This is a genomic window from Bradyrhizobium sp. Kon10, from assembly GCF_055807395.1.
Genome location: NZ_JBVVOZ010000022.1, coordinates 1 through 18675, shown reverse-complemented (window position 1 = coordinate 18675; position 18675 = coordinate 1). Strand labels below are relative to the sequence as shown.

19 protein-coding genes are annotated in these 18675 nt (G+C 60.1%); 8 read left to right on the top strand and 11 right to left on the bottom strand.

Features of this window, described 5'->3' with window-relative positions:
* Positions 1-10: 10 nt before the first annotated feature.
* On the top strand, positions 11-607 hold the full coding sequence (locus AC0L2O_RS25810) for a redoxin domain-containing protein (RefSeq protein ID WP_198959246.1): 597 nt from the start codon (positions 11-13) through the stop codon (positions 605-607).
* Positions 608-696: 89 nt separating this feature from the next.
* On the opposite strand, the gene AC0L2O_RS25805 is transcribed toward AC0L2O_RS25810, so the two are convergent.
* The 3 genes from AC0L2O_RS25805 to AC0L2O_RS25795 all read right to left on the bottom strand — a co-directional run bounded on the left by AC0L2O_RS25805 (position 697) and on the right by AC0L2O_RS25795 (position 4046).
* Entirely contained in the window at positions 697-1644 is a 948-nt protein-coding gene (locus tag AC0L2O_RS25805; RefSeq protein WP_473371690.1) for an aldo/keto reductase, read from the bottom strand.
* 12 nt (positions 1645-1656) lie between these two features.
* Positions 1657-3084, bottom strand: coding sequence for an MFS transporter (locus AC0L2O_RS25800; RefSeq protein WP_473371689.1), 1428 nt, complete (start codon positions 3082-3084; stop codon positions 1657-1659).
* A gap of 74 nt (positions 3085-3158) precedes the next feature.
* Positions 3159-4046 (bottom strand): HlyD family secretion protein, encoded by an 888-nt coding sequence (locus AC0L2O_RS25795; RefSeq protein ID WP_473371747.1) that lies wholly within the window; start codon positions 4044-4046, stop codon positions 3159-3161.
* Here AC0L2O_RS25795 and AC0L2O_RS25790 point away from each other — a divergent pair.
* Positions 3960-4508, top strand: a complete 549-nt coding sequence (locus AC0L2O_RS25790) for a hypothetical protein (RefSeq protein WP_473371749.1) — start codon at positions 3960-3962, stop codon at positions 4506-4508. The two genes, AC0L2O_RS25795 and AC0L2O_RS25790, sit on opposite strands and share 87 nt — an antisense overlap.
* Positions 4509-4537: 29 nt before the next feature.
* Positions 4538-5161, top strand: coding sequence for a TetR/AcrR family transcriptional regulator (locus AC0L2O_RS25785; RefSeq protein WP_473371688.1), 624 nt, complete (start codon positions 4538-4540; stop codon positions 5159-5161).
* A 254-nt stretch (positions 5162-5415) separates the two neighbouring features.
* Here AC0L2O_RS25785 and AC0L2O_RS25780 read toward each other — a convergent pair whose 3' ends face one another.
* The 3 genes from AC0L2O_RS25780 to AC0L2O_RS25770 are packed head-to-tail and all read right to left on the bottom strand — an operon-like array spanning position 5416 to position 9135.
* Positions 5416-6843, bottom strand: coding sequence for a c-type cytochrome (locus AC0L2O_RS25780; RefSeq protein ID WP_473371687.1), 1428 nt, complete (start codon positions 6841-6843; stop codon positions 5416-5418).
* Positions 6843-8489 carry a GMC family oxidoreductase gene (locus AC0L2O_RS25775; protein WP_473371686.1) on the bottom strand — a complete coding sequence of 549 codons (1647 nt, stop codon included), beginning with the start codon at positions 8487-8489 and terminating at the stop codon, positions 6843-6845. Before AC0L2O_RS25775 ends, AC0L2O_RS25780 begins: the two co-directional genes overlap by 1 nt.
* A gap of 31 nt (positions 8490-8520) precedes the next feature.
* Positions 8521-9135 (bottom strand): sugar dehydrogenase complex small subunit, encoded by a 615-nt coding sequence (locus tag AC0L2O_RS25770; RefSeq protein ID WP_473371685.1) that lies wholly within the window; start codon positions 9133-9135, stop codon positions 8521-8523.
* Between the two features lie 134 nt (positions 9136-9269).
* Here AC0L2O_RS25770 and AC0L2O_RS25765 point away from each other — a divergent pair, with 134 nt between their 5' ends.
* On the top strand, positions 9270-9662 hold the full coding sequence (locus AC0L2O_RS25765; RefSeq protein ID WP_473371684.1) for a nuclear transport factor 2 family protein: 393 nt from the start codon (positions 9270-9272) through the stop codon (positions 9660-9662).
* Positions 9663-9936: 274 nt separating this feature from the next.
* Here the strand turns inward: AC0L2O_RS25765 and AC0L2O_RS25760 are convergent, their stop codons facing one another.
* Positions 9937-10245, bottom strand: coding sequence for a hypothetical protein (locus AC0L2O_RS25760; protein WP_473371683.1), 309 nt, complete (start codon positions 10243-10245; stop codon positions 9937-9939).
* A gap of 364 nt (positions 10246-10609) precedes the next feature.
* On the opposite strand from AC0L2O_RS25760, the gene AC0L2O_RS25755 reads away from it, so the two are divergent.
* Positions 10610-11746 carry an HlyD family secretion protein gene (locus AC0L2O_RS25755; protein ID WP_473371682.1) on the top strand — a complete coding sequence of 379 codons (1137 nt, stop codon included), beginning with the start codon at positions 10610-10612 and terminating at the stop codon, positions 11744-11746.
* Between the two features lie 43 nt (positions 11747-11789).
* Complete coding sequence (locus AC0L2O_RS25750; protein WP_473371681.1) at positions 11790-13409, top strand: MDR family MFS transporter; 1620 nt, start codon at positions 11790-11792, stop codon at positions 13407-13409.
* Here AC0L2O_RS25750 and AC0L2O_RS25745 read toward each other — a convergent pair.
* Positions 13406-14533, bottom strand: coding sequence for an SDR family NAD(P)-dependent oxidoreductase (locus AC0L2O_RS25745; RefSeq protein WP_473371680.1), 1128 nt, complete (start codon positions 14531-14533; stop codon positions 13406-13408). The genes AC0L2O_RS25750 and AC0L2O_RS25745 overlap by 4 nt on opposite strands.
* 523 nt (positions 14534-15056) lie before the next feature.
* Here AC0L2O_RS25745 and AC0L2O_RS25740 point away from each other — a divergent pair.
* Entirely contained in the window at positions 15057-16457 is a 1401-nt protein-coding gene (locus AC0L2O_RS25740) for a cytochrome ubiquinol oxidase subunit I (RefSeq protein WP_473371679.1), read from the top strand.
* On the top strand, positions 16454-17464 hold the full coding sequence (gene cydB / locus AC0L2O_RS25735; protein ID WP_473371678.1) for a cytochrome d ubiquinol oxidase subunit II: 1011 nt from the start codon (positions 16454-16456) through the stop codon (positions 17462-17464). The genes AC0L2O_RS25740 and cydB overlap by 4 nt, the downstream gene beginning before the upstream one ends.
* 53 nt (positions 17465-17517) lie before the next feature.
* Here cydB and AC0L2O_RS25730 read toward each other — a convergent pair whose 3' ends face one another.
* The 3 genes from AC0L2O_RS25730 to AC0L2O_RS25720 form a co-directional block, all read right to left on the bottom strand.
* Positions 17518-17694 carry a hypothetical protein gene (locus tag AC0L2O_RS25730; protein ID WP_473371677.1) on the bottom strand — a complete coding sequence of 59 codons (177 nt, stop codon included), beginning with the start codon at positions 17692-17694 and terminating at the stop codon, positions 17518-17520.
* Between the two features lie 20 nt (positions 17695-17714).
* Positions 17715-18161 carry a hypothetical protein gene (locus AC0L2O_RS25725; protein WP_473371676.1) on the bottom strand — a complete coding sequence of 149 codons (447 nt, stop codon included), beginning with the start codon at positions 18159-18161 and terminating at the stop codon, positions 17715-17717.
* 172 nt (positions 18162-18333) lie between these two features.
* The coding region (locus tag AC0L2O_RS25720) for a porin (RefSeq protein WP_473371675.1) at positions 18334-18675 on the bottom strand (342 nt) is incomplete at its 5' end.

Genomic DNA, 18675 nt, shown 5'->3' with positions numbered 1-18675 from the left:
AGGACTTCAGATGCGACCCGACATGGTGCCCGGAGCTGTTTTCCCCGACTACGAGCTCAGCGATCATACCGCAAAACATCGAAAGCTCTCCGAGCTACAGGGACAGGACCCGATGGTGCTCGTTCTTAGCCGCGGCGCCTTTTGCCCGAAGGACCGCCGTCAGGCCGAAGGCTTGCTGCAACTCCATCGAGAGATGGAGGTCGGCTATTGCCGGCTGGTCACGATCAGCACCGACAACATCACCCAGACCAACGAAAACCGCAGCGGCATCGGCGCGCACTGGCCGTTTCTCTCCGATCCGCGGCGCGTCGTTCAGAAGGATCTCGACATCGCCGAATACACCGATCCCGCCAACAATCCTATGATCCCACACGTGATCGTGCTGGAGCCCGGCCTTGTCATTTATAGGATCTACAATGGCTACTGGTTCTTCGGGCGGCCTACGATCGAAGAGCTTCGCCAGGACCTGCGCGCCGTCAGCCAAAAATGCCGGCCGGACTGGGACATCACCGCGCCCGAGCTTAAATCTGCGTGGCAGCAGGGCCGTAAGGAACGCTTCTATCCCTACGGCAAGAGCTTTGCGCAAACTCTTGGCGAGCAAGGCTAAGAGCAGACGCTCTGTCTGCTCTACCTCTCTCGCCTCCGAACGGAACGTGGAAATTGCCATCTTTGCCTCGCGGCTGCGCGCCACGCAATTCAGCTCGCCGCGGCCCGCGGGATAAATCCGGGGACGCCGGTCTTCACCACCGAGTTGAACCGGATATTGGTGGTGATGCGGTTCCGAATCTCCTGCATGGCGTCTTCAGGCAGGGTCGAGATGTCAAAGTTCTCCCGGATGCGCACAGGCTTGGTCGAGGTAGTCAGGAAAGCGGTGCCGCGCTGTACGGCCCAGGCCAGTGCCACTTGAGCCGGCGTCTTATGCACGCGCTGCGCGATGGCGGTAATCACCGGATCGGCCAGCAGATTCGGTTCCATGGCATGTCCGACCGCAGCAAACGCCTGGAGCACAATCCCATGCTCCCGGCAGAAGTCGAGCAGCTCCCATTCCGGCAGATACGGATGGGACTCCACCTGCACGACCGACGGCTTGATCCGTGCCGCCGAAACGATCTCCCGCAACTTCTCCAAGGTAATATCCGACAGGCCGATCGACCTGGCGTGCCCCTCGTCCACGAGGCGCTCCAGCGCTCCCCACGTGTCCAGCAACGTAGCGCCGGAATCGTAGATCACCCGCCCCTGCCCGTCCCTTGGATCCTGCTCGTCGCCCGGTTTGAAGGCAAAGGGGGTGTGGATGATATAACAATCGATATGGTCTACCCCCAGTCGCCGGCGGCTGCCGTCGAAGGCAGGCTTGACCCGCTCCGGACGATGATTTGTATTCCAGAGCTTCGTGGTAACGAACACGTCCTCGCGCCGGACAATCCCCGCGTTGAACACGTCCTGCATCGCCTCGCCAACTGCTTCTTCATTGCGATAGCGTTCCGCACAATCGAAATGGCGAAATCCGGTTTCCAATGCCGTCTTGGTAGCCTGCCTGGTCACGAGCGGGTCAGGGATCAGGGTGCCAAACCCCGCAGCAGGCATTAAAATAGATCCATGGTTGAGGCGAATACGCGTGTCGTGAAGCGTGTCAGGTGTTGTCATGGGAATACTCCTTCATTTGACGCTAATTGGCTGGCGGGGCTTGTGGAGAAACAGAACGAGCGGACTGACGATCAGCATGGCGAACATCAGGATCTTGAACTGGTCGATGACCGCCACAACAGCCGTCTGCTGGGTGATCATGCCATTGAGCGCGGCAAGATCTGACTTGGCGATTGAACCCGCGACATGAGCTGCGGCGCGGTAAGGCGTTAGGTTCTTGGCCAGCGCCAAATGCATGGCCTGGGTGTTGTCGTAGAAGAAGATCTGGACGACCGCGATGCCGATCGTGCTTCCATAGACCCGCGATAGGCTCAATAGGGCAGTGCCTTCGGGGCGGAATTTCGGATCGAGCGCGCTGAACGCCACCTTGCCGAGCGACGGAAGCAACATGCCGAGACCGGTACCCTGAAGCAGAGTCGCTGCGACGACCAGTCGCTGATCCATCACAGGTGAATAGCCGAGCATCAGCGAATTGGCATAGATCACCGCCGCCATACCGCCGAATATGAATAGCCGGTTGTCGATTCGTGCCGGAGCGAAGCCCATCAGCGCCACCGTGCCCACGAGCGTGACACCGCGTGCGAGAGTCATGTACCCGGTGGTATCAACCGGATATTCGAGCAACTCCTCCAGCATCGGCGAGGTCAACGCCAGGGTCGGCAGCAGGACGAAGCCTACGGCAAAGAACATGATCGTCGAAAGAATGAAGTTGCGATCCCTGAAGAGCGCCTTGTTGAGAAAATGCACGTCCGTCGTCATGACGTGCACGATGAAAAGATAGAATCCCAGCATCGAGACTGCGGCTTCGGTCCAGATTTCCGCCGAGGCAAACCATTCAAGGCGTTCACCGCGGTCAAGCACCATCTGGAGGCCGATCATGCCAACCGATAAGGCCATCAGGCCGAAGAAATCGAAGCGCGGATTCTGCTCCGCTCTTTTCTCGGGAAGGAACAGTGCCACTGTCACGGAGATGAATGCTGCCATCGGCAGGCTGAAATAGAAGATCGAGCGCCAGCCGTGATATTCACTGAGCCAGCCGCCGATGCTGGCGCCGCTGCTGATGCCGAGCACGATGCACACCGACCACACCAAGGTGATCCGGGCATGACGCGGCTGCGGCAGCACATCCACCAGGGTAGCCAGAGACAAAGGCGCGAATGCGCCACTCGCGGCTCCCTGGACCATCCGGGCGAACACGAACTGGAGGGACGTCGTCGCCAGCGTGTTGAAGATGAGGCCGACCACGAAGACAGCGAGTGCCACCTGATAGACCGTCTTGCGGCCATAGCGCCCCGCGAGCCAGCGCGCCATTGGCATGACGGCCGCGCCCGCCGCCATATAGGCCGTAAATACCCAGCCGACCTCGTCGTTGCCCATCGACAGCGTGCCCTGGATGTGCGGCAGCGCCGCATTCGGCAGCGAGATGTTCACCGCCTCCATGTAGGTCGCCATCAGAGCCGCCACTGTGATGGCGCGATGGCTTCCGGTTGCAGTGCTCGCTGCGAGAGACGCGCTCATCTGCCCGCCTCCGTCGCGAGCACGAACTGGAGCGGATGGCGCCAGGTACGGCGATGGCCGGTGTCGACCCGCGCGGTCACGCTGATGCCGGAGAACAACGGCCGGTTCGGATCGACCTCATCAAGCTCGAGGCGCACCGGCAGACGCTGCACGACCTTGACCCAATTGCCGGTCGCATTCTCGGGCGGCAGCACCGCGAAATCAGAGCCGGTGCCCGGACTCATGCTGACGATATGAGCCCTGAACGTACGATCCGGATAGGCATCGACGTCGATCGTCGCCTCCTGGCCTGGATGCATGTGAGTGAGGCCGGTTTCGCGGAAATTCGCCTCGATCCACACGCGCCGGCTCGACAACAGCGAGAACACGGGCGCCCCCGCATTGACGAAGCCGCCGACCTGCAAATCGTCGACCTTCGTCACGATGCCGTCGTCGGGCGCCCTCACCGTCGCATAGGACAGATCGAGCCGGGCGCGGTCGAGCTGCGCCCTAGCGGCGCGAACCGTCGGGTGGCGGCCGATGTCGATGTCCGGATCGCCATTCAACGCAACGACGGTGCTGGCGATCTGCTGTTCGATCGACGAGATATGCTGACGGGCGACCTTGAGATTCGTCTCGGCGCGCTCGTAGACCGCGCGCGGGGTGAAATCGGAGGCGACCAGCACCTTCTTGCGATCATACTCGCGCTCGTCATAAGCCGCCGAATCCCGGCCCGATTGCAGTTCGGCCTGTTGTTGGCGATAGGTCGCTTTTAGCGCCTCGATTTGCAAGCGCGCGCTGCTGAGATGCGCCTCGGCTTGATCGACCGCAATCTGGTAGGGCTCTGGATCGATCCGGAACAGGACCTGGCCCTGACGAACCCGCTGATTGTCCTCGACGGCGATTTCAACCGCCTGCCCGGCAACCCGGGCGTTGACGGTCACCTTCGCCGCGCGAACGAATGCATTGTCGGTCGAGACGTAAGGTTCCGCAGCGAGGTAAACAGCGGCGGCGATTGCAGCTACCACAATTGGCACTGCGAGCATGAGGGGCCGGCGCAAGCGCTGCCTAAGGGTCCTTGCCGGAATCGCGGCTACGGCCACGGCAGTCCCGGCATCTGGAATTCGGTCGAATTGCGTCTTGACCGCAGCGTCGGCCATTGCCGCAGAGATCGCGCCGCCATCGGCAACCTCGCGGAAATCCCCGCGGTCGCCTATCCCGCCGCCGGCTGGCGAAAAATTCAACCCCATCGTAAGCCCTCACCTCTATTGCTTTTTGTAACGCTTGCTATAAATACGGTGATGCGACATGGCAAACAAGAGGCTCGTTCGTCTATTTTTGTAGCATTCCCTACAAAATATGATTGAAACTCGCGGCGACCAGGACATTTTGCGATATGGCACGTAAAAGGAACGAACAGGCGCCGGTGCGCAGGGGACGACCCCGCGCCTACGACACACAAGCAGCCCTCAAGCAGGCAACTGAGACCTTCTGGAAGACCGGCTACTCCGGAACTTCCCTCGACAGCATAGCTGCAGCAACCGGCATGAATCCGCCGAGCCTCTATGCGGCATTCGGCAACAAGCACGCTCTCTATCTCGAGGCGCTCGCCCGCTATTGGGAGACGAGCCTCGCCGCCACGCGTGAGGCTCTCGCGCAAGACCGTCCCTTAGGTGAAAGTCTGATGCTTGCATTCGAGGCGGCGTTGTCGATTTACTTTTCACGTAAAGGAGGCGCGCGGGGCTGCTTTGTGATCGGGACCGCGCTAACCGAAGCCGTCGACGACGCCGCGATCCGGAACAGTGTTGCAGCCGGACTGCGGACCATCGACGCCGATTTTGAAGCCCGTTTCCGCATGGCGATTGAGAAAGGTGAGCTGAAGCACAATGCGGATCCCACCGCACTTGCGGTCCTCGCATCAGCCACAATGCACACCATAGCGATCCGCGCCCGTACCGGCGCTCGCCGCGCCGAACTGAGTGAGATTGCCCGGAAGGCGGTGACCATAATCTGCGGATGAGATTCCGTGAAGCGTCGACCGACCGTTGCCCGCTAGGCGATGAGGATGGCTCGTACATTGTCGTTCTTCCTCCGCTGAAGGATCGACTCACTCTGCAAGCCGTTGGGCGTGCGCGGCTATAGAACCCTCGGCGGACGCCGGTCATATCAAGGTATGAACGCCGCTGCTGCTGACCCGGATTGGCAAGCGTCAGCCGCTTGCATGACAATCCCAAGCGCCGAGCGCCACGCACACGGCGCGTTGCGCGCGACACATCAGGCGACACGTCTTCGTCTGAGGAAGATCAGAAGAGCAATGCCCAGAAACGCAAGGGTGGCTGCGGCTATCATGCCGAAACGCGCGAGTGCCAGCAGCGGAGAGGAAGGACCGCCGCGGCGCGCCTCGGCGACCTGTTGTTCAGTGATGATGGTATCGGCTGCCCCATATTGGGCGAGCACATAATTGCCCAGCGCCGCAATGTTGAGATCGCTGAGTGCATTGGCGTCGGTCGTGCGCCCGCCGAAGCCGGGCATGAAGGCCTGTCTTCCCGACGTCGTCCGATTCACGCCGTATAGGATCGTCGCAACCAGGTTAGTCGCGTTCTTCGCACCAGTGGCCGAGTTCCAGAACAGGCTGGGATAGTAGCCATCCTTGCTGCCTTGACCTTCAGCCGAATGGCAGGAGGTGCAATTGCCTCGAAACAGCTCTGCGCCGCTGGCAGCGGATTCGCTATCGGGCCTGATGGCGGCGCGTCCGCGCAACCGTCCAAGCTCAGAGGACATCTTTCCAGCCGCGAAGCGGGAAGTGTCGACGGCAGGGTCCGAGACGGCCGGAATGCTCTTTATGTAGGTCGCGATGGCGTCGAGGTCCGTGGCTGCCAGGTGCTGAAAGCTGTCTTCGACCGCTTCCGCCATGCTTCCGGCCGCCTGCGCCTTTCCGGATAGATGTCCCGTGCGCAGATACACCACCAGATCTTCCTTAGTCCAGTTTCCAATGCCGCTTATCGGGTCCGACGTGATGTTCGGAGCGTACCAGGCGCCGACCTGTGCGCCCGACAAAGCACGGCTCGCGTCCTCCTGCATCAGAAAGCCGCGCGGCGTGTGACAGGTGCTGCAATGCGCGGCGCCCTGCGCGAGATAGGCGCCCCGATTCCATTCCGCCGACTGATGCGGATCCGGCACGAAGGCTGCCGTATCCAGGAACAGTAGGTTCCAGCCTATCATCGACGCGCGGACGTTCATCGGAAGCGGCAACTGGGTCGGCGGCGAGCGCTGTTCGACGGGCTTCACCGCCAGTGTGAAGTACAGGTAAAGCGCATGCGCATCATCGTCGGTGAACTTGGCATAGGACGTGTATGGCATCGCAGGATAGAGGTTGGCGCCATCGCGTCGAACTCCGCGACGGAGCGCCCGAGAAAATTCTTCCTCGGTGTAGTGGCCAATCCCGAAATCGGCCGACAGTGTGATATTGGTCGAATAAATGGTTCCGAGCGGCGTCGAGATGGCCAACCCGCCAGCGAAGGGCTTGCCTCGTGGTACCGTGTGGCAGGCGCCGCAGTCAGCGGCAACCGCGAGATATTCCCCGCGTTTGATCGCAGCAGCCGTTTGCCCCGGCGAATCAGCCGCCTGACAAAAGCCGGTCGCAGCGATTGTGGCAACACAGACGAGCAGCGCGCCGAGGTGTTGACTGGAGTTGCCCATCATCAACCATGCTTGAGTTGATTGGTGATCGCGTCAGCCGCCTTCAGCGCCAGCGCCGTCATCGTCAGCGTGCTGTTCGAAGCCGTTGCGCTGGGCATCGCGCCGCCGCCAGGCAGGAACAGGTTGGGGTGATCGTGCGCTCGGCAGTCGGCATCCACCACCGCTGTCGCCGCTTCCGCCCCCATAATGCAGCCGCCCATGATGTGGTCGCTGTTGAGAAACTCGGGCGACACTTGGAACTTGGTAGCGCCGAGTTCGGCAGCCAATTGCTGCAGCCGCGGCACGGTGTATTCTTTGGCGCTTTGGCGCACGTAATCGCCGACGTCGTAGTGAATATTCGGCTTGTTGATGCCGAGCCAATCTTTCTTGCTGGACAGCGTCAAACGGTTGTTTGCGGAAGGCAGTATCTCGTGCTCCACGGTCAACCTTGCAGTGCAAGCGGAAAGCCGCCGGATCTCGCTATCCAGGGCCTTGCCAACCAGACCTTTTTTCAGCGCGGCCGCCGCACCGAGGGGGCTGCGGGCGAAGTTCTCCATCCGGAACATCGCTCCGGCGTAACGGCTGCGGAATTCGCCCTGCGTGGTATTGAGGATGCTGCTGCTCTGAACCGGACCGACGCCTGTCCACAGGGGTTCTTTGAGCTCCAGCTCCGCTGTGAGCTTCGGCTGATCCATCATATTGCGACCAACCTGATCGGAGCTGTTCGCCACACCGTTAGGATTGCGCTCGTTCTTTGACAGCAAAAGCAGCTTTGGCGTCTCAATACCGTTGCAGGCAATCACGAAGATCTTGGCCGTGACCCTGTGCGAGCGCTTGTCCGGGTCGAAATAGTGAACCGCCTCGACCGAATTCTTCTCGCCGGTCTCGATTCGATAAGCGACCGCATTGGCAAGGATTTTGCCGCCCTTGGCCTCGATCTTTGGCAAAGCCGTCGCCGCATCGTACTTGGCGGCGATCGGGCATACCGGAAAACAGTTGTTGTTGCCGCAACACGCCGGCCGGCCGTCATACGAGACGCCGCTATTGCGAGCCTGAGGCGCCGGCAGGTTGATCATCCCAATTCTCGCGGCGGCCTCGGTAAAACGATGTTCACCGGGACCGAAGGGAATTGGTCCCATCGGATAGGGTTTTGAGCGCCTGCCATTTGGCGGCCATTGCAGTGTTGGATCGGATGGACCGCTCACGCCGATCGCGTATTCCGCGCGCGTGTAGTAGGGCTCGATAACTTCGTGGCTGAATGGCCAGTCCCGGCCGACCCCATATAGGCTTTTCAGACGCATGTCCTCGGGCGTCAGACGCCAGCAGATTCCGGCCCAGTGCCAGGTCGCGCCTCCCGCATAGCGGACATAACCCTGGAGATACGCCCGGGCATTCGGTCCTTCCAGTTGAAGGTATTGCTCGTGCTCATTGGCAGTCCGCGTTTCGAGATGCGGCGCCCACGGCCTCGGTGGATACGGCGCATTCCAATGAAACAGCCGCAGGCTTGGCGGCAGGTTCCGGAAATTCTCGACAACTCGCCAGCGATCGACGCGCGGACCGGCCTCGAGCATCAGCACGGACAAACCGGCGTCAAGAGCCTCTTGCGCGATCAGGCAACCCACAACCCCGGTTCCCACGACGACCATGTCTGCACTATATTCGCTGGCCATCTGGATAATTCCTCTCTCGAGAGCACCGCGTTCAGAATTCAGGCATATTGCTCAGTGGCGGCGCCTCAGCCGTCCATCCATTCGGCCCGGAGATCGCGTAGGACGGAATCGTCATGACGTCCCTCGTCGGCTGATACATGAGCGCATATTCGTAAGCGAACACCTCGGCATCGAGAGCGTCGGTTACGACGCCCAGATACCAGGCGGAAATGATCGAAAGCGCGGCCTCTTTCAGCGGGCCGTCCGGCACATCGGCAAAGAAGTCCTCCACGACTCGCGCGCTCTTCTCTCGTGCGATGGCAAGGAGCTCGTCGATTTGCTGTGACAGCGACAGGTTCAACGCGCCCATCGCGGCACCCATGCGCTTCCCGACCTCCGCGTTGAGGCGGTGCGGAACCAACAGCGACGAAATTTCCATGAACCGCGCCGCAGCTTCATCGGGCGACGAGGTCGGAGCCGCAACAGCGGGCACCGCTGGGAGCGCGGCAATCCCGACGACTAGGAGCCCACCTACCAGCAGCTCGCGGCGAGCGAGACTGAAAGCCGAAGGGGAATCGTCGCGGTACCGGTCACGCATATGCGTACACCTCGCTGTTAAGAGCCATGGCGCTCTTCGATCCTGCAAGCCACTGGCGTGTTCGGCCATACAACCCTCAGCGGAGTGCGATCATATCAAGGTATGAGCGGACATGATGAGGCGACGAATGGCGCGATCGATAACAGCGCCCTACGTACGAGGTATCAGGAATTGGTAGCGCGAAGCGAAGGTGGGAGGATGAGATGGATGATCGAACTGTACGAATGGCGCTGGAGCGTCATTGGGATGCTTCGGACGCCAGCGATTTCAAGGTCGAACACGAAATCTACCGTGACGATGCCGTGCTTGATTATCCACAATCGGGAGAGCGGATCCGCGGCCGGCACAATATTCAGGAGAGCCGAACCGTCCAGCCAAATAAGAAGCGTTTTACGATCCGGCGAATGATTGGCGCGGGCGATCTCTGGGTCACTGAATTCGTGCTTACCTATGACGGCGTACCATCCTACGCGGTGAGCATCATGGAATTTCGCGACGGATTGGTAGCCAGCGAAACGCAATATTTCGCCGACGGATTCGACCCCGGACCCTCGCGTGCACATCTTGTTGAGCCATTCGTGACCACAAACTCTTAGGAGTTTCAAGGCCTAGGCCCGGAGCATCGATAGCGATTTACGAGAGCGCGGAGCTGCCTTGCCCGCGCCATGCAGGGAGCGCGAAGCTGAACCCAGTCTCCCAACGGCGAACTCATTGTGCGCTCGAATGTGCGGGTCGTGGGCGGACGTTCCGAGCGTCGCACCGCCCGAGACGGGCCTGAGCTGTGACGTCCTTTCGATTAGCACAGGCGCATGTCGTTCAAATCACCGTCAAGACTAGATATGGCGTCTGGATCGAGATCCAGAGCTTTGGCTAATCCAGTTTGTTCGAAGGAGAGCCGTATTCTTTCGAATCATTCTCCGGAACAACGAGTACCGGAGCTTCGTCGTATCCTTTTCGGCTACTGTAGAAAACAAGTGCCATTAGGCCAAAACCAACGGCGAGAGAAACAACAACTCCCACTGCCATCGCGATATAGCCTGAGATTGGCACATCGACACCATCTGCGAGGCTCCAGCCGAGATAGGCAACAACACAGGTGGCAAGCAAAAGCGATACCAGCACAATCAAGATGATCCATGAGGCTACGCCCAGGCGCGCCGACATAGTCGCCTCATTCATGCTGCGGTCCCTGCTTCCTATGCTCCTCATCGAACAATCCTCCCGACATTTTGCCCCGCGCGGTTGAGCCATTCCTGCTTCACTTCCCCGGCTCTCCCAATCCCGCTTCGGTAATGCCGCGGCGACTCGCATCAAAGCACCAACGTCAGGAGACCCGCGGCAGTCGACGAATAATGGCCGCCCGCTTCTTTCTGACCATCCGACGATTGGAAGATCTCGCTCACATCAACGTATGACTGATCGGGGCTTAATGTATGAGTGAATGCCGTGCGGTCAGTCAGCTAAAACTGATGGCGATCGCCTTCACAGACGTCCGTCGCCCAGATTGAGCTGAAGCTCCGTCTTCCAAGTCTCAGAGGATACCATGTCGACCGTTTCCTTTGCTCCTGAACAGAACGCCAGACCCAGTCTTCGCCCGTCCCGGCAAGGGATCCGGCGGGCAGCGCTCGCGCTTGCCGTAGTGTTCGGCCTCGTCGGAACCGCTTATTTCGGTCACTACTATCTCACCACCGGCCGCTATCTGGAAACGACGGACGATGCCTATGTCAAAGCCGACTCGACAATCATCGCACCGAAAATCTCGGGATACATTTCCGAGGTACTTGTTGCCGACAACGAGCAGGTTGCGGCCGGCCAGCCTCTGGCCCGAATCGACGACCGCGACTTCAAGACCGCGCTGAACCAGGCCAAGGCTGACGTTGCGGCCTCCGAAGCCGCGGTGAAGAACCTCGACGCGCAGATCGAATTGCAGGAGCCGCTGATCCAGCAGCAGGCGGCCGAGGTCGATGCGTCCGAGGCCAATCTGAAGTTTGCGCAGGAAGAACGCACCCGTTACGACGGGCTGATGAAGTCGGGTTCAGGCACCGTGCAACGCGCGCAACAGACCGATGCCGCCTTGCGTGCGCAGTCCGCTCAACTACAGCAGGGCAGGTCAGGTCTGATCGCCGCCAACAAAAAGGTCGAAGTACTGTCAACCGAGCGTGCGAGGGCGGTTGCGCAGCTCGACCATGCCCGCGCCCTCGAGCAGCAGGCGGTCCTGAATTTGTCTTATACGCAGGTGACCGCGCCCGTGGACGGTACGGTCGGCGCGCGCTCCCTCCGGGTGGGACAATATGTGCAGGCCGGAACCCAGCTGATGGCGGTTGTGCCACTGGATGCGGTCTATGTCGTCGCCAATTTCAAGGAGACCCAGCTTACTCATATGCGCAACGATCAACCGGTGGATCTGTACGTCGATAGCTTCCAGTCGACGAGGCTGAAGGGCCATGTCAACAGCTTGGCGCCGGCGAGCGGCCTGGAATTTACGCTGCTGCCGCCCGACAACGCGACTGGTAACTTCACGAAGATTGTGCAGCGCGTGCCAGTCAAGATCGTGCTCGACGATCCGAGCCTGAAAGGCCTACTGCGCCCGGGCATGTCGGCTGTGCCGACTGTCAACACCAAATCGGCCGCGGTCGCCAAGCGCGAGGCCGAGAAGCGGCTCGCGTCGGGCGGCCCCTAGTCCGGACCTGAACGAATGCGCCCTCGCACGCGAGCAGACAATGATGACCACACTGCAAACTACCGTCGACATCAGTTCTGCCAGCGAAGGTGAGCCAACCGTCGTACCTGCAGCCGCTCCTGCCGTCTCAGCAAAGACCTGGCTCGCAGTGATCGGAGCCACGCTTGGCGCCTTCATGGCAGTGCTCAACATCCAGATCGTTAATGCTTCGCTTGCCAATATTCAGGGCGGTATCGGCGCGGGGATCGATGATGGTGGCTGGATCTCGACCTCCTATTTGATCGCCGAAATCGTGGTGATCCCCTTGAGCGGCTGGCTTGCCCAGGTGTTCTCGATCCGCATCTACCTCCTGACCAACGCCATCCTCTTCCTGGTGTTCTCGGCGGCGTGCGCACTTGCTCAAAACCTGCCGCAGATGATCGCGTTACGTGCCGTGCAGGGGTTCACCGGCGGCGTGCTGATCCCATTGGCGTTCACGCTGATCATCACATTGTTGCCGAAGGCGAAGCAGCCGATCGGGCAGGCGCTGTTTGCGATCTCCGCGACGTTCGCGCCGGCCATCGGGCCGACGATCGGCGGCTATCTCACCGAGAACTGGGGCTGGCAATACATTTTCTACGTCAACATCGTGCCGGGCGCGATCATGATCGGCATGCTCTATTTCTCGCTGGAAGCATCGCCGATGAAGCTGTCGCTGCTGCGCGACGGCGACTGGCTGGGCATCGTCACCATGGCGATCGGACTTGCGACGCTGCAGACGGTGCTGGAAGAAGGTAACAAGGATGACTGGTTCGGTTCGCCCTTTATCGTGCGCTTCGCCGTCATTGCGGGGATCACGCTGCCGCTGTTCGTTCTCATCGAACTGACCAGCAAGAAACCGCTGCTGAACCTTCGCCTGCTGTTTCGTCGCAATTTCGGCTTCGGCGTTCTCGCCAACTTCCTGCTCGGCGTTGCCTTGTACGGTTCGGTCTACATTCTTCCTGTCTATCTTTCGCGCGTCCAGGGCTACAATTCCGAGGAAATCGGCGCGGTACTGGCCTGGACCGGGCTGCCGCAGCTTGTGCTGATTCCGCTGGTGCCACGGTTGATGAACCGCGTCGATCCGCGCATCATGATTGCCATTGGATTTGGGTTATTCGCCGTTTCCAACTTCATGAACATTTACATGACCAACGACTATGCCGCCGATCAGCTGTTTTGGCCGAACGTCGTCCGTGCCGTTGGTCAGGCCCTGATGTTCGCTCCGCTCTCGGCGGTCGCAACTGCGGGCATTGAGGCCGCCAATGCGGGGTCCGCGTCCGCGTTGTTCAATATGATGCGCCAGCTCGGCGGCGCAATTGGCATTGCCGGACTGCAGACGCTGCTGATCAAACGCGAGCAGTATCACTCCAACGTATTGTCGCAATCGGTGTCAGTGCTGGAACAGGCGACCCGCACCCGGATCGAGGAGCTCACGCAATATTTCATGAACCACGGCGTCATTGATCGCGTTGATGCAGCGCACCGCGCATATGTCGCGATCGGTCATATTGTGCAGAAGCAGGCGTATATCCTTGCCTTCAGCGACACCTTCTACGCACTGGGCGCGGCGCTGATAGTTGCGATGGTGGCGAGCCTGCTGCTCAAGAAGGCTGATCGCCTCGATGCCGGCAGTGGACACTAGAGGTTTGCAGCCATTGTCCCAAGGAGCACGACGAGAACCGGATCCGCGCCTTGGCGCAACAACGTGGCGGCCGGGACGGCGCTTCTTCGCCCCGTCGTCTGAAGCTCTCTTTGCAGCGGGAGAGCGCGGCCTTCAGGGGATCGCGGCCCTGCAATCATGCTATTTGAAGCATCGGTCTGAACGGATGGGATGGTCGACCAGAGGTGGCCATCCGAGAACAAAAGTACAAACGCCAGCAATGAATGTGGATGTGGAGGAGAGGACCGGCAGGTCAGATGGTCCTGCCAATCCGGCGTCCCGAACCCGTGCTGACGCAGATCGACCGCGGCCGCGCGTGACATCACGGTACCCGTGGAGATTTGGCTGGCACAGGCCTCGGCCGCCGCGCGATCGAAGTCGACGACGAGCACCTGGAATCCGTCGCGAGCCAGCCGGCTCGCGATTCCGTTGCCGATGCCGCGAGCGCCGCCGGTGACGAGCGCAAGCGGTGGCTGGGCAGAAGGCTCTGTCATGGTTTCATGTGTTCTGGATGGGCGCCGGCGCGCGCGAAGTCGGCTCCGTGACGGTGGGTCAGGAAACCGGCGGTGAGCCCGCCGTCGACCTCGAGCACGGCGCCGTTGACGTAGGGGGGCCTCATCACTGAGCAGGAAGGCGATGGCAGAGGCGATCTCCGCCGGCTGCGCCAGGCGGCCGAGCGATGGGCGGTCGAGCATGACGCCCTCGAGAAAGGCGGTGGGAATGCCGTCGCGGATCATCGGCGTTTCGACGCGGTTCGGCGCCACAGCATTCACGCGGACGCCGCGATGGCGCCATTCCACCTCCAAGGTCTTTGTGAGGCCGACCAATCCCCCTTTCGAGGCCGCGTAGTTGGCCCGGCCGGGCTGGCCGCCCTTGGCGTTAATGGAGGCGATGATGACGATCGCGCCGTGGCCATGTGCGAGCAGCACCTCGCCGGCGGCGCGGCAGGTGTAGAACGCGCCTTTGAGATTGATGACTAGCACGTCGGAGAACGTCTTGTCGTCCATAGCTTCCGCGCGGCCGCGCGCGCGATGCCCGCGCAGGGGGCCGCTCCGTCGAACCGGCCAAGGCGCTCTCGCCTTTGGTGTGAGACACGGCTCCGGCATCGGCGCGAGTCGGCCGACGAGACGCTCGGTTACCAGGCGTCTTTGCTGGCTGAGCGATCGACTCGCTGGCGACTCTGTTTATCTCACAGGATCTTGAGCAATCCTGCGGGAGCCGACCTGCCGCGCCGGGCCACTCTCGGGCCAAACCGATCATATCAAAGTATGAATGCGCCATATTGTCCGACGATTGGCGCAGCAGACAGAGGCACTCTAGGCTGAAATGAGTATCCGCCACGGACAGTCGAGTGTCAGATGGCTTACCAGAACAGAGAAAAATACGTTAGCCGATGCTTTGAATTGAGGCGATGGAGCGCGTGCCTCTCGGATAAATGCGCGGTAACTAGTGGAGACCCCGGCCCAAGTTCATCAATGACCGCGTAGATCCGAATTTGTAAGCCCCAATCGTGGACCGATCGGCGCAGATAAAGTTGCGAATAGGGGCGCGTCATTTAGGCGTCGTCCCGTATGAACGCCGAGATCGGCCTTTGGCAGCCACTCGCAGTCACCATTGGAGCCGGATAAAATGGACTTTGATCCGCTATTTCTATCACGCCTGCAATTCGCCTGGGTAATCGGTTGGCATATTCTACTTCCGGCATTTACCGTGGGGGCAGCCGCGTACATCGCTGTTCTCGAGGGATTTCATCTGGCCACTGGCCGCGAGGTCTATCTTCGTGTGTCAATGTTCTGGATCCGCATATTCTCGGTCGCCTTCGGAATGGGCGTCGTAACCGGCGTGGTGATGCCGTTTCAACTCGGCACGAACTGGAGCCGTTATGCTGATGCTACATCGAACGTTCTCTCACCGTTGTTCGCCTATGAGGGCTTGACGGCCTTCTTCCTCGAAGCGGGGTTTCTCGGCGTTCTGCTGTTCGGACGAAAGGTGGTACCCCGCTGGACGCATTTTTTTGCCGCGCTGATGGTTGCCACGGGTACGCTTTTCTCGTCGTTCTGGATCCTGTCGGCCAACAGCTGGATGCAAACCCCGGCGGGATACGAAATCATCGATGGCCGTTTCTACCCAACGGACTGGATAGCGATCATCTTTAATCCGTCTTTTCTCCCAAGGTTGGCGCACACCGTCGTCGCATTCTTCATCACTGCAGGTTTTGTCGTACTCGGAACCGGGGCCTATCTGATCCGACGCGGACAATTTTTGGCGGAAGGGCAGACCATGTTGTCCATGACGCTTTGGCTTCTGACCGTACTGGTGCCACTGCAGATTTTTCTCGGCGACCATCATGGTCTCAATACGCTGGAGCACCAGCCTGCAAAGCTGGCGGCGATCGAGGCACGTTGGGATACGGCTCGCAAGGTTCCCCTGACACTGCTCGCGATCCCCGATGAAAGAACGCAGAGCAATCGAGCCGCGATCGAAATCCCGGGTCTCGGAAGCCTCATCCTAACCCACAAACTCGACGGCGAAGTCAAAGGTCTCAAGGACTTCCCTCCCGATCAGCGGCCACCTGTTGCGATACCCTTCTTTGGATTCCGGATCATGGTGGGATGCGGCATGCTGATGCTCGGCATCGTGCTACTCGGTGGATGGTTACGCTGGCGCGGGCGATTGGTGGAGACACGTCGGTTCTTGCTTTTGTGCCTCCTCGTCTCTCCGATCGGGTTCGTCGCTGTGATCGCCGGCTGGGCTGTTACCGAGGTCGGCCGCCAGCCTTGGACCGTCTATGGCCTGCTTCGAACGGCCCAATCCGTCTCGCCGTCCCTGACGGGCCGCGATGTGGCAATCTCGCTGCTGGCTTACACGACCGTCTATCTCATCATGTATCCCGCCGGATTATTGTTAATGCTGCGTATTGTACGTGCAGGTCCGGGGTCTCCGGCTGGCGACGTTACAACGATCGCGGCTGGCAGGCCCGAAGCCCCCGTGCTGGCAGGCGCGGCATTTACCGAGGCGCGTGAACCATGATCCACGTATTGGACTTTGTACCGATCTGGACGTTAATTCTCGGGATGGCCGTGTTCTTTTATGTTCTGCTCGACGGCTTCGACCTTGGCGTAGGCATTCTATACGGCTTTGCACCAAGCACCGCCGCGCGCAATGTTCTCATGAATTCGATCGCGCCTGTCTGGGATGGCAACGAAACCTGGCTGGTTTTCGGGGGGCTCGGCTTGTTTGCGGCATTCCCCCTCGCCTTCGCCATCATCATCCCGGCAGTCTATTTTCCCATTCTGGTGATGCTGCTGGCGCTGGTGTTTCGCGGGGTCGCCTTCGAGTTCCGGTTTCGCGACTCCGAACACAAAACATTTTGGGATCATGCTTTCAGTTTCGGATCTGGCGTTGCAACCTTCGCGCAAGGAATGGTGCTCGGGAGCATTATCCAAGGGTCCCAGGTTAGCGGCAGGGTATTCGCTGGCTCATCGTTTGACTTCCTGACGCCGTTCTCGATCCTGACGGGGGTCGCCTTACTGTTCGGTTATGGATTGCTTGGCGCGGGCTGGCTGATTCTCAAGACCGAAGGAGATTTGCAAGAGAGCGCCCGCCGTCAAGGACGCGTTTGCCTCATCGGTGTCCTATTAGCGATTGGGATCGTCAGCGTCTGGACGCCCAGCATGAACCCAGCAATTGCCGCGCGCTGGTTTGCGCTTCCAAATATCCTCGTTTTGGCACCGATTCCTATGGCCACGGTTACCATCGCAATTTTTACCTGGCGTGCCTTCAATAACCGCTCGGAAGTCTTGCCGTTCGCCGGGGGCCTAGGCCTTTTTGCTCTTTCCTTTTTCGGAATTGCGATCAGTCTTTATCCCACAATCGTGCCGCCCCATCTCACACTTTGGGAGACCGCATCCTCCGATCGGACGCAGGCATTCCTGCTCGTGGGAGCGCTCGTGTTACTTCCGACAATCTTGATGTATACGAGTTGGTCTTACTGGGTGTTTCGCGGCAAAGTGCGATCCGATATGGGGTATCACTGAATCAATTCCGACAAAGGGACAACTGAAACCGCGCGAAACCCGCTTATCGCCGATCAATCTGGCCCACGCAGAAGTGGAGAAGCTTGAGGCCAGAGCAAGCGCCAGCCGCGGGCGATGATCGTTGGATCCGGTGCAAACGCTCCCTGAGGTGCGCGGGTAACGAGGCTGATCAGAAATAGCGCCGCGATTGAGAAAACGAAGCAGAACTCGAAGCCGTCAATATAGGCCATTACGTTAGCCTCCCTCCGCACTAGAGCCGGAAGAGTACCGCGCGCACGTTGCGGCCCAACCGGGGCGCCCTGCTTGCGAAACGATCACCGAGTTGCTCGAATGTCCGTGCTACATCAGCCCTCCCGTTTTTGACGTGCTGCCCGATGTAGTTCGAATGAACCTGCTCGCGCACCCGCAGCCACGTCCCCATCAACCCCACACCGATCTCGGTGCCGCCCAACCGTACGCTGTTGCGCTTATATTTTTTATGCACTTGTATCGTCTTGCAATTCGCTGGTGCCAAATTTCCTAACGATTGTGACGCAGCTTCGGCCAGAGCCAATCCGGCAGGATCCTCTGGACGCACGCCAAACTCACATTGCGGTCGAAAAGGACGTCGACGTGTGCCCATGGCTGAGGGACGCAAAACTCGTTTACGACGAACACGAGAAGCAATACTGACCCCGCCGATGATCAACGCCACCACAGTGCCCGATCCATCGAGCCGATTTCGCTGGCCAGTCCGGCATAGGGCATCCCGAACTGGACGCACCAATGAGCGGCGCCCTGCCCGCTGCTGCTCCAGCCGTGGTTGAACATGCTCACAAAACTGGTTCGGGCGCGCAGAGAACTCCGAACCAGTCTCTAATGAATGGTCTTTAGAACGCGAACTGCGTGCGCATCGCCACGGCGTCGAACCTTGAGCCGACATCCGCGCTCGAGACCGGCGAGGCCTGCTTGGAGATGTTGCCATGCAGGTAGTCGAGCATAAAGCGGACGTTGCCGTTGACATACCAATTGAGCGCGAGCGTGTAGACGGTCTGGCGGCCGCCTGCGATGCCATTGGCGGTCGCGAGCTGATCGTTGAGGTCGATCTGGCTCACGCGTCCGGCGACTTCCCACGCGCCCCACCCGCCGCCGTCCAGCGAGAACGGATGCGCCGGCTTGACGCCGTTATAGGCGGCGTTGGCCGCGTTATAGCTGCGACCTTCGCCTGTCAG